The organism is Pedobacter sp. 22226 (assembly GCF_052045455.1).
GTDB lineage: Bacteria > Bacteroidota > Bacteroidia > Sphingobacteriales > Sphingobacteriaceae > Pedobacter > Pedobacter jeongneungensis.
The window spans coordinates 89,258-101,680 of record NZ_JBQEPB010000013.1 but is presented as its reverse complement, the minus strand read 5'-3'; the positions used below and the strand labels follow the sequence as shown (position 1 = coordinate 101,680).

Sequence of the window (12,423 nt, the reverse complement as noted above, 5' to 3'; positions counted from 1 at the left end):
CTTATCTATTCCTTTTTTTTAAAATGAATTCTTTTATATTAATAATTTTATTTACATAGTATAAAGAAAAAATACTTGTAATAGTAATGAGTATACTACCCAGTGCATAAGAAAGGAAAGTATTACTAATCATTTTCATACAGCAGAGTGCCACTCCTGCAATAGTAAGCTGGATGATAAATATTCTTAAAAAATAAGATTCAAAATAAAAACCATAAAACTTTTGCGTTATATAAAACATTTGTAACAAATACAAAATATATCCAACAACAAATGAAATACCCAATCCTTCTAATCCCCAATAATAAAACCCAATGCAGTTTAACAATGTAATATAGAGATTTGCTACTAATTCGCACCAAAAAAATAATTTTGTAGACCCCTTAGCTAACACCACAAATCCTAATAACCAAGAAGCTGCCTTAAAAAAAACTCCGATCGCTGAATATTGCATCATAGTATTAATAGGCAGAAACTCTTTGCTATACAATAGAACAATAGCAATATTAATAAAGACGACAAAGACTGTAAGGATGGGACCTAATATAAGTAATGCGACATTCCCCTGCTGATTGACCACTGAAATATATTTGACTCTATTATTTATTGCTCCAGCCAATCTTGGATAATAATCTGTAGCCATTGCAGTAAAAATAATCCCAACATATGAATTTATAATTCCAAAACCCGCGTTGTAAAATCCCACGTTATCTAAACTACCCAAACGTGTGATGAAAATCCTTAAAATGTATGCACATCCAGTAAAAATTAATCCACTTAGACTTAAAAAAAAGCCCATTTTTAGCATGCTTTTACCTTTTTCCCAAGTTTCTTCATTTGAAATTATAGGTAAAGTTAACTTGATTTTACGATAAAAAAACTGAGTAATTACTAATGTTGCACAAGAAATTACGATGATTGCAGGAACAATTCCGTCTAATCCATATAAAAAATATAATGGCAAAGTAATTATCAATGAAATGAATGAACTTAACATATTCGCATATGCCAACCATTTCAACTGTCTTGTTCCTTGTAAAACAGCGTCTTTCCCCAATGTTAGTTGACCTAAAAATAAGGTAATTGATAAAAGAATGAACGACCAAGTATATTGGTAATTATCAAAAGTAATTTTTGATAGTAATGGTGATAATACTAAAGTAATTATAGCACCTAAAGCACCTGTGTACCAAACTAGTTTGTTTAATATACTTGAAATTTTTAGGAGTTCTTCATTATTTTTGTTTTCATGAGCAGCTGCAATATCTTTAATACTACTAACTCCTAAACCAAAAGAGGTGATAGAAGACAAAAGAGTGACTGTAGATGATAACAAACCGGCAACCCCCATTCCCATAGGCCCCAAAAGTACCGCGATAAATTTAGATCGAATAACTGAAATCAAAATATTAAAGACCTGTACTCCTCCAAAAATTGATGTGGCTTTAAAAATCTGACGATATGAAGATTTTTCTCCTGACATTAAGCTTGATTAATAATATCAATTACTGTAGACACTTCTTCTTCACTCATAACAGGACTTATTGGTAAGCTCAATACTTGGTCATGAATCTGCTCGGTAATCGGAAAACTCAAATCATTCATCTCTCTATAAGCATCTTGCTTATGTGGTGGAATAGGATAATGAATTAATGTCTGAATGCCATTTTCTGTGAGATAATTTTGTAGCCGCTCTCTTTCCTGAGTCCTAATCACAAACAAATGCCAAACATGTTCATCTTCATTTATTGGAAACTCGGGAAGAATAATGTTAGGATTATTTATCTCAGAAAGATATCTCTTGGCAATATTTCTTCTGGTAGAGTTTTCGTTATCAATATATTTTAGTTTTACGTCTAAAACTGCTGCTTGAATCTCATCTAACCTTGAATTTAAGCCTTGATAAATATTTACATATTTTTGGTAAGAGCCATAGTTCGCTAATGCTCTGATCGTCTTTGCCAAATCTATATCATTTGTAGTTACAGCACCCGCGTCTCCCAAAGCTCCCATATTCTTACCTGGATAAAAACTAAACCCGGCTGCATCACCTAGATTTCCAGCTCGGACACCTTCGCATTCTGCACCTATAGCCTGCGCATTATCCTCGATGACTTTGAGATTATGTTCTTTAGCTATAGTTTTAAGTTGTGAGGAGAAAATGACTCTTCCATATAAATGAACAATCAAAATAGCTTTAGTTTTTTCTGTTATCTTTTCCTCTATTTTAGAAACATCAATATTGTAATTTTTGATTTCTGGTTCTACCAAAACAGGGATCAAACCGTTATCTGAAATCGCTAAAATAGAGGCTATGTAGGTATTGGCTGGAACAATAATTTCATCCCCTTTTTGTATAATACCCAATTCAATATACGCCCTTAATATAAGTCTTAAAGCATCCAAGCCATTGGCTACGCCTATAGCATGTTGGACACCAATATATTTTGCTAAATTGTCTTCAAAGTTTTTAACTTCATTGCCTTGTAAATACCATCCTGAACGGAAAGTATCTAGAATTCTATTTTCCATTTCTTGCTGATATGCAAGGTTGATCTTTTGTAAATCAAGAAATTTAATCATTATTATTTTTTATAAATAAGTGATGGTTCCATTAGTATCAATTATGCCTTTTTGTTCGGCAGGATTTCCAAACCAAACTGTGCCAGCAGGAATATTTTTTGTAACGACACTTCCAGCACCAATTAAAGCATTCTCTCCTATTGTATTTCCTGCAATTATTGTTGCATTAGCTCCAATAGAAGCTCCTTTTTTTACAACAGTTTTTGCAAAGATTTCTGGATATTTTTTAGAACGAGGAATCAAATCGTTTGTAAAAGTAACATTAGGCCCTATGAAAACATCATCTTCTAAGGTAAGACCATCCCATATCTGAACACCAGATTTTATTGTTACATTGTCACCGATTGTCACATCATTTTCTATAAAAACCTGACAATTGATGTTACAGTTATTTCCAATTACAGCGTTTTTTAAAATTACGCAGTATTGCCAAATTATCGTATCAGATCCAATGTTTTTGGATTGAACTTCAGATAAAGGATGAATATTAGCCATTGTTAATTAAATTTAAATAGTCTTCATAATTTCTTACATAATCTGTTTCATTATAGACATGGGATGCTAAAACTAAACAAATTGCACCCGATGAAAAATTTATTTCTGAAGCCCAAACTCCAGGAGGAATATGCAAACCTATATCGGGTCTATTAAGAAACACCTGCCTTTTATACTTCCCGTCATCTAAACTAACTTCATAACTACCACTTGCAGCAATTAGAAACTGGTGACATTCTTTATGTGCATGAGCACCACGACTTTCACCTCCAGCAATATCATATAAATAAAAAACCCTTTTTACATTGAAAGGAAACTTAGAATTATTTTCAACTACAGTTAAGTTACCCTCATCAAAATTAGTTTTTCCTAAATCTATTACCGAACAGCCAAAAACTGTAACCTTATTCATTTTTAATATTTATAAACTGTTCAAAATCTCTGATATAATCGCTCGCATCATATAATTTGTCCGAAACTATTAGCGCTAGTGAATTGGTTGAAAAATTCGCAATTTTTCTCCAGTACATTTTAGGTATATATAAGCCGTAGTAAGAGCGATTTAATGAAAAAACTTCTTCTTTATCTCCATTATTTAAAATCACGTCAAAACTCCCCGATAGAGCTATTATAAATTCCTGTTGTTCTTTAAATGCATGACTCCCTCTAACTTCTCCTCCAGGAACGTCATAAATCCAATATGTTCTCGCAATTTCAAAAGGTAATTGATTAGGATATTCAAAAAAAGATAAATTTCCTCTTTTATCTAATATCTTTGGAAGGTTTATAATTGTTGGTCGTTCCATAATATCAATATAATTTTAAATCACTTCTCATCGTTTCATTAACTAATATCTGCAAACTATATTTTAGCATTGATTTCAATTTGATTATAAAATTATTCTGGGTTTGTAAATTTTCCATTAAAAACTTATTTAGTAGCTGTTCTTTGCTAAAACACATAAACCTTGTCTATTGCATAAATTAATATGTCAGTCATTTCGCACTGAGAAAGTTTAAGCTCAGTATTATAATCTTTTAGATCACAAACATTACCTGATTTATCAACGATTTGTAATACCACGATGGGCCTCGGGGTGCCTATAAACGAAAGTACCTACTATCCTCCTGCGTCCTGCAATATATCCTAGCTTGTATATAGCCCATTAATCTTATATTAATTTCGAAGTGTTTTTCTCAAGTTGATTATAAACCATCTTAACGTCTTGCGATTTTTCTTTGTGAAGTATCAGCATTGCATCTGGAGTGTGTACCAAAATTGAATTTCTTAACCCTAAAAATACAGTGAAAATATCTGTTCCTATTACCATATTGCCATTTTCATCCACGTGATGTTCTAAAGAATGTAAATAGTCATATAGAGATTCAAATGATCCCAAATCATTCCAGCTAAAACGGGCAGGGACCACTTTAATTTTATCTGAACATTCCATGACTGCGTAATCTATACTAATAGAAGGAATTTGTAGTGACGCTTCTAAATTAATACAATTTTCATAAGACAAATCCCATGCTTCAGTACATTTTTTAAGTATCTCAGGTCGACATTTTTTCAATTCTTCCAAAAAAACACCTGCTTTAAAGCAAAACATTCCAGAGTTCCACAAGAAAGTGCCACTATTTAAAAACTCTTGTGCAATTTCCAAATTTGGCTTTTCTCTGAAAGACAACACATTACTTCCATCATATTCTATATAACCATAACCCGTTTCTGGCTTAGAAGGCACCACACCAAAAGTCACAAGAAAATTTTGTTTTGCGAGTTCTTTGGCCTCTTCAATCGCCTGTTGATAATTTTCTTGATTTTGTATTAAATGATCCGAAGGAGTAATAATGAGTATATCATCATATGCAACTGATAAAGCAGCAAAAGCAATAGCTGCAGTAGTATTTCTTGGTACAGTTTCAACTACAAAGCCTATGGGTATTCCAATATCTTTCAAAAGCTGCTTGCTCCATTCGATATGATCTGCATTTCCTACCACCATAATTTCGTCAGTAATGTCTTTATTTCTTTCTGCCGTAAGTTCAAACAAAGATTTCCCTTCAAACAATTTCAAAAACTGTTTTGGATGTTTTTTACGAGAAAGTGGCCATAAACGACTACCAACACCACCTGATAAAATTACGTTATAAATTTTCACAATTGACTTTTAATAATATAAATACATCAATACTTTTTTGTTAAACTTCCCATTCTAACATTACTTATCTGCTTACATTCAAACCTCATCTATGTTAACTCGGGGATAAAAACCATTAGCATTAGCTGCCGCAATAGTACTTACCTGACTATTGATGTAATTTTCCATTTAAATGCTATGTCTTATTAAATTTTCACTATCAGCAATTACAATTCAATAAATATCTGTTTATTGCTTCTTAAAAAATTTTTGATACCACTTTTCATCAGCCCCTTGTCCATAATTACCATAGCCATAACCATATCCATAATATTTGCTGATTATATCATTCACCACAATCCCTAGGTTCTTCATCTTTTTGGTTTGATATAAATCTTCAACGATCTTTAGTTGACCCTTCTGAGTAATTTTTTGTCTCACTAGATATAAAGTAACATCGGCATACTGAGAAAGCAATTGTGCATCGGCTATGATCCCAATTGGAGGCGCATCCATAATAATATAGTCAAATTCCTTTTTTAGTTCTGCTATTAAGTTTGGAACATGTTCGTTCATCAAAGTCTCAGCAGGATTGGGAGGAAGGGGACCAGAAGAAATAATGAACATATTTTTATTAATTGATAAAGGTTTTACAATGTCGGCCATTTTAATTGCCGGACTAATCGTAAAATTACTAAACCCCATATCATTGCGCACCCCTAATTTGGCAGAAAGTCCGGGTTTCCTTAAATCCAATTCCATCAGTAGTACTTTCTTCCCAGCTAAGGCTAGTATATTTCCCAAATTAATGGCCGTAAAAGATTTTCCTTCTCCACTCATACTAGAGGTTAAAAGAATAACTTTCTCATGCTCTGTTTTCAGATAAAAGGAAAGATTTGTACGTAAAGCCCTAAATTGTTCAGAAATGGCCGATCGACTATGATTAGCTATAATTAAATTATCTTCGCTTGTATTATGACTAATTTCGCCAATTACTGGTACGCTAGTGAGCGCTGTAATTTCTTCTTTGGTTTTAATACTCGTATTAAATAAATCTTGTCCAAATATTAAAGCAAGTGGAAAAATAAGTCCTGCTACTAAACCGATCAAATAGAATAGGCTTTTTTTTGGACTGATTGGGCCAACAGCAGATTTCGGCGGATCGATAGTTTTGGCAATTGAAATATTGGCAGTTTTTGAGATATTAGTTTCTTCGGCCTTTTGCATTAAAAAGATGTAAAGCTCTTGTTTAATCTGTTGCTTTCTAGCCAATTTTAAGTAATTCTTTTCGATTTTAGGTACACCTGATATCTGCGCATCAGCCGAACTTAGTTGACTGCGGAGTTTATCTCTAGTGGTGATAACAGATTTTTTACTGCTTTCAACATTTGAAAGAATATTCCCCTTCAATTCTCTAATTTGTTGATCAATATTTTTAATGAATGGACTTTCCTCCGTGAGTCCCAATAACTGCCTTTCCCTTTCCATCAATAATGAGTTGTATTGGGCCATTAAATTGGAAAAAACCATATCCTGGGGCATTAAAGATGAAGGAAATGCCTTTCTACTATTTCCACTATCTTTTAAATATTTTTCTAATTCGCTGATGATTATAACTTGGGTTTCGGCCTTAGCCAATTCTCCAGCAAACTCACCAGTATTTTGCACCAATAATTTCCCTTGCTCGCTCATATCGGCCAGTTGATTTTGCTGTTTAAAATTTTCAACATTGTTTTCAACATCCCCCAGCTCACCAGCAATCACATTCAATCTTTCTTTAATAAAACGGTAAGTACTATCAGCAACCGCATTTTTATCATTTAGGTTGGATTGCGTATATTTTTTGATCAACGTATTTAAAATATCTTCACCTTTTTTCGGTATCGGATACGACAATGTGAGGTCTATAATACTAACTTGTTTATTACTTGCATTAACAGAAAGCTGGCCCATCATGTAAGCTACCCTTGCGTCAATAGAACTGATAGTTACACTATATACACCATTATCCATTTCTACCGCTTGATTGGGCTCGAGCTGCAGTAATCCTATACCATTGATGATGAAGGGCTGATTAAAGGTTACCTCTTTGTTAAAACCTTCTGTAGTGATTAAAAAGGTACCAACTTTTACTTTTATAACCTCTAATCTTTTAGTGGCGATAGTATCAACCCCTTTTATGATGTTAACTTTAAAGGGCGCAGCATATAATTCACGGCTAACAAAGTTGTTCTTTTTAGTGTAAACAATATTTAACTGCATATCCCGCACCACCTGTTCCATCAAAAATCTCGTTTTTAAGATTTCGACTTCATTATCCACAGAGTTTTTAGCTCCCAATATGCCACCTAAATCCATTAAACCCCCGGACTGTTTTGCCATACCCCCACCTTTTTGATCATCGTTTACTATAAGTTTGGCTTTAATCTGGTAACTTGGCGGTGTATATTTTCCATAAATAAAAGCAACCAATAAACAGATAACGGTACTGCTAAGGAACCATAGCCACTTATCTATAAGTTTGTCAAATATATCTTTTAAATTAATTTCAAAATCTTCGCGGTCTTGTACATTATTCATTTCTGGATGTTTATTTATGTAATCGCAACTATTATTTAAAATTAGCAATGGCTAAAACAATTACCGAAATCACCGAAGCTATCACACCAATGGTTTGAATTTGGGCGGAATTAGAGGCAGAAACCTTTCGTTTATTCGGTTCTACATATACCACATCATTCTGTTTTAAATAATAGAATGGACTACTAAAAATATTACTGGAATTGAGATCCAATCTTGCAAATTCCTTTTTACCATTGTTGTCACGAACAATTAACACATTTTCCCTTCTTCCGTAAATGGTTAAATCACCGGCCAAACTTAGGGCATCTAAAATAGTGACCTTTTCATTAGGTAAGGTATAAGCAGACGGCGCATTTACTTCACCCAATACACTCACTTTGAAGTTGGCAAAACGCAATTGAACATTTGGCTGCTTGTAAATACCTGATGCCTTCTCACGAATGAGTTCTCTTGCCTGATAGGTCGTTAATCCTGAAACTTTTAATTTACCGATCAATGAAAGTTCAATCTCTCCGTTTTTGTCCACCAAAAAGCCAATACTCTGTGCAGCTAAACTGGAATTAGTATTCCCGCCTAAGGTAGGCGTTGAGGCGGCTTGATTAATAATTGCACCACTCTGTGGATTAAGCGTAAAGATATTGATACTTAAAATATCATCGGGCTGAATTACGGGTTCTGTGAAAGCGATAGCACTATCTAAATTGGCTTGTTTAACAGACTGAATGTCTTGAAAGTAAGCAATTTTTTTATTGCTAACACAGGAACAAGAAAGAGTGATCGCAAAAAACAAAATTGCCAGCTTCGATCCCTTATTCACATTAAATTTTTTATTCATAGGTATAAATCTGTTCCAACAATATTGTGCATGATGAACAGTCTGCAAACTTAATCATTTAATTGTAATATCTAAAAAGCATATTTCAGATCATTCACGTTCAAGTTTATCGTGAGCGTTAATAATAAAAATGATGCCAGCTTATCAATAAACCGATAAACTCTATTTTATTAAATCAACACCGATCCAAATATTTCCTGATTCTTAAAGTCGTAAGAACCAATTAAATCATAAAGTTTGCCAGATTGTATTGCCTCTGTCAACGTATTTAGATGTTTATCATGATGTAAATCAGTACCGGCCAAATCATACATTTTTTCTTTTAAAAGCGATTCTGCGAGTTGTTTTACATCTTTACCATAGTATCCCAATACCGACAAAAGATTCAATTGTAATAAACAGCCTTTTTCTTTAAATCGTTTTAAACGACTTTTATCTTTAAAATAAAAAGTATAACGCTCAGGGTGCGCCAGGACTGGCTTAAAGCCTTTAATCTCAACATCAAATATAGTTTGGCTGATATTTGGGCTTTCAGACAAATAAGACATTTCTATCAGCAAATGTTTTTGATCCAGCGTACATAAATCTTCGTTCAGATCAAAGTCCTGATCTATCATATATTCTGCTCCGGCGCTCAATTTTGTTGAAATATTGACCAAATTAAGTGCCGTTTGTAAATCCTGCTTTGCTTTTGTTATGCTATCTGGTGTATTGGGATATAGTTCTTTCAAAATGTGTGGGGTAGCAATCAATTGTTCAAACCCAAGTTCGGTAAGTGCTTTTACAAATCTGACAGAAGTTGCTACATCAGGAGAACCATCGTCAATTCCTGGCAAAATGTGTGAGTGTATATCAGTACCAAGCCACGAAATATCGGTAACCTTATTTTTTTTACTAAAAAAGCTTAACATATATATTAAATCAATTTACTTATAATTGATATTAAGCATTTCAACTATATCCTGATCCACCTATGGATTGAAAGGAAAAGATGATTACTCAAATTAACTGTATAAATCTAAACCATTTTATACAGTTTTCCTATAAGGAGTAGATTAAATCAGACGAATAGTCGAAATGATCTACCTTAAAATTTACACTTTAATCCTAACTCCGGAAATGACTTAAGATCACTTCCATAGAATATAATATTATTCAAAATAATTCAGTGTCTTAAAACCACCTTCTTTTAAATATTCATCTTTTTTCATTAAATGAAGATCAGAGATTACCATATCTTTTACTAAAGCTGCAAGATCATATTTAGGTTCCCAACCCAATTGTGTTTTAGATTTAGTTGGATCTCCTAGTAATAAATCTACTTCTGTTGGTCTGAAATATTTAGGATCAACCTGTACAATTGTAGTACCTAAAAATAATTTATCGCTTTTTAATCCATTTTGAATCAAAATTTCTTCGTCTAAACCTATAATAACACCCTTTTCATTTTCATCTTTCCCCGAAAATTCTATATCAATACCTAACTCGGCAAAGCTCATACGAACAAAATCGCGAACAGTTGTGGTAATGCCTGTAGCTATAACGAAATCTTCTGGCTTTTCTTGTTGCAGAATTAACCACATGGCCTCGATATAATCTTTGGCATGGCCCCAATCTCTTTGAGCAGAAAGATTACCCAGATAAAGGCACTTTTGCAAACCTAAAGCAATTTTGGCTGCAGCCCTGGTAATTTTACGGGTAACAAAGGTTTCGCCCCTCAACGGACTTTCATGATTAAATAAAATACCGTTACAGGCAAACATATTATATGCTTCACGGTAATTAACCGTAATCCAATAAGCATACATTTTGGCAGCAGCATAGGGAGAACGAGGATAAAAAGGAGTGGTTTCGCTCTGAGGAACAGCTTGTACCAGTCCGTATAATTCAGAAGTGCTGGCTTGATAAACCCGCGTTTTTTTTGTTAAACCTAAAATGCGTACTGCTTCTAATAAACGTAATGTACCGATACCATCTGCATTAGCGGTATACTCAGGCATCTCGAAGCTTACATGTACATGGCTCATTGCCGCGAGATTATAAATTTCATCAGGTTGTATTTCCTGAACTATCCGGATGAGGTTGGTAGAATCTGTTAAATCGCCATAATGCAATTTGAAGTGAACATTTTGTTCATGCTGATCCTGATAAAGGTGATCGATGCGATCGGTATTGAACGATGATGAACGCCGCTTTAATCCATGTACAAAATATCCCTTTTTTAGTAAAAATTCTGCCAAATAAGCTCCGTCCTGTCCTGTAACACCTGTAATTAAAGCAACCTTCATTTTTTATTGATATATTTTATTAGCTACAAACATACTGAATATTTTAAAATAGCAATTGATGAACAATTATAATCTGGCATCCGCCAAATCTCGATCTATAAAAGATTTAGTATCGAAAATCAGAGCACCTTTTTCCCTAAAACTCCGGTAATCTATTTCTAAAAACTGCTGGTGTGCAACAGCCAAAATCAGTACATCATAGTCAATAAAGCAATTTTCGTCTATCAGTTGGATATTATATTCCGCATTTACTTCATCAGCATTCGCCCATGGATCATACACGTCAACCTCGATACTAAAAGATTTTAACTCCTTATAAATATCGATTACCCTTGTGTTTCGGGTATCAGGACAGTTTTCTTTAAAAGCAAACCCTAATATTAAGGCTTTAGCGCCATTGATGACTTTATCTCGGGCTACCAGCATTTTAATTACTTTATTGGCTACAAACATGCCCATATTATCATTAACTCTGCGCCCTGAAAGAATTACTTCGGGCTTGTAGCCTAAAGCTTCTGATTTGTGCGCCAAATAATAAGGATCGACACCAATACAATGCCCACCAACCAAGCCAGGTTTGTAGTTTAGAAAATTCCATTTGGTGGCGGCAGCTGCAAGTACATCGGCAGTGTCAATATTCATCCTGTCGAAAATTAAAGCCAGTTCATTCACAAAAGAAATATTCACATCCCTTTGTGCATTTTCGATAGCTTTTGAAGCTTCTGCAACTTTAATACTGGGTGCTAGATGTGTTCCTGCAATAATGATCGATGCGTAAAGCTGATCAATTTCCACAGCAACAACAGGAGTAGAGCCTGATGTTACCTTTTTAATTTTAGTAAGTGTATTGATCTTATCACCCGGGTTAATTCGTTCCGGAGAATATCCACAGAAAAAATCGACGTTATATTTCAGTCCGGAAATTCTCTCCAAAATAGGTACACAATCTTCTTCGGTACAACCTGGATAAACGGTGGATTCATAAATTACAACGTCGCCAGTTTTTAGTATAATACCCAACATTTTGCTCGCAGTAAGCAAAGGTTCCAGATCTGGCCTTTTGAGATGGTCGATAGGTGTGGGAACAGTAACAATATATACATTACAAGCTGCTATATCGGCCAGGTTAGCACTTAAAGTTAGTCCACTTTCACAATTTGCTGAATTAAATACACTTTTCAGATCATCCAGATTCGCTTCATGAGTTCGGTCTTCAAGGAGTTTTAGTTCCTCAACACGATTTTCGTTGGTATCGAAGCCAGTTACTTTATATTTTTTAGCAAACTCAATAGCCAAAGGAAGTCCGACGTAACCTAAACCAATAATAGCAATCTGCTTTTTTTTATTCATTTCTCTTTCGGTGATTGGGCAAAGATAAGATAAATGGAGGAGGGTTTAATTCGTTTGATTATTACTGGAGGAATTCTTGGGTCACAAAATCTTAAAAAGCAAAATACGAAAAGATGGATTTAGCTAAACAAAGATTTTATATATT

The 12,423-nt window shown here is 33.9% G+C and carries 11 protein-coding genes; all 11 read right to left on the bottom strand.

Features of this window, described 5'->3' with window-relative positions; genetic code table 11:
• Position 1 precedes the first annotated feature (1 nt).
• The gene (locus tag ACTJKC_RS24465; RefSeq protein WP_440796172.1) at positions 2-1,483 is read right to left on the bottom strand and encodes an O-antigen translocase; all 1,482 of its coding nucleotides are present in this window, start codon (positions 1,481-1,483) and stop codon (positions 2-4) included.
• A complete protein-coding gene (locus ACTJKC_RS24460) occupies positions 1,483-2,583 on the bottom strand; it encodes a DegT/DnrJ/EryC1/StrS family aminotransferase (protein ID WP_440796170.1) in 1,101 nt (366 codons plus the stop codon). Before ACTJKC_RS24460 ends, ACTJKC_RS24465 begins: the two co-directional genes overlap by 1 nt.
• 9 nt (positions 2,584-2,592) lie before the next feature.
• Entirely contained in the window at positions 2,593-3,078 is a 486-nt protein-coding gene (locus ACTJKC_RS24455) for an acyltransferase (protein WP_440796168.1), read from the bottom strand.
• Positions 3,071-3,490 (bottom strand): sugar 3,4-ketoisomerase, encoded by a 420-nt coding sequence (locus ACTJKC_RS24450; protein ID WP_440796166.1) that lies wholly within the window; start codon positions 3,488-3,490, stop codon positions 3,071-3,073. Before ACTJKC_RS24450 ends, ACTJKC_RS24455 begins: the two co-directional genes overlap by 8 nt.
• Complete coding sequence (locus tag ACTJKC_RS24445; protein WP_440796164.1) at positions 3,483-3,884, bottom strand: sugar 3,4-ketoisomerase; 402 nt, start codon at positions 3,882-3,884, stop codon at positions 3,483-3,485. Before ACTJKC_RS24445 ends, ACTJKC_RS24450 begins: the two co-directional genes overlap by 8 nt.
• A 366-nt stretch (positions 3,885-4,250) precedes the next feature.
• Positions 4,251-5,243 (bottom strand): mannose-1-phosphate guanylyltransferase, encoded by a 993-nt coding sequence (locus tag ACTJKC_RS24440; protein ID WP_440796162.1) that lies wholly within the window; start codon positions 5,241-5,243, stop codon positions 4,251-4,253.
• Positions 5,244-5,471: 228 nt separating this feature from the next.
• Complete coding sequence (locus ACTJKC_RS24435) at positions 5,472-7,802, bottom strand: GumC family protein (protein WP_440796160.1); 2,331 nt, start codon at positions 7,800-7,802, stop codon at positions 5,472-5,474.
• Positions 7,803-7,833: 31 nt separating this feature from the next.
• Positions 7,834-8,640: a polysaccharide biosynthesis/export family protein gene (locus ACTJKC_RS24430; RefSeq protein WP_440796158.1), complete on the bottom strand. Its 807-nt coding sequence runs from the start codon at positions 8,638-8,640 to the stop codon at positions 7,834-7,836.
• 170 nt (positions 8,641-8,810) lie between these two features.
• Positions 8,811-9,551, bottom strand: coding sequence for a tyrosine-protein phosphatase (locus tag ACTJKC_RS24425; RefSeq protein ID WP_440796156.1), 741 nt, complete (start codon positions 9,549-9,551; stop codon positions 8,811-8,813).
• A 240-nt stretch (positions 9,552-9,791) separates the two neighbouring features.
• Positions 9,792-10,928, bottom strand: a complete 1,137-nt coding sequence (gene gmd / locus ACTJKC_RS24420) for a GDP-mannose 4,6-dehydratase (protein WP_440796154.1) — start codon at positions 10,926-10,928, stop codon at positions 9,792-9,794.
• A 66-nt stretch (positions 10,929-10,994) separates the two neighbouring features.
• Positions 10,995-12,278, bottom strand: coding sequence for a nucleotide sugar dehydrogenase (locus ACTJKC_RS24415; RefSeq protein ID WP_440796152.1), 1,284 nt, complete (start codon positions 12,276-12,278; stop codon positions 10,995-10,997).
• Positions 12,279-12,423 lie beyond the last annotated feature (145 nt).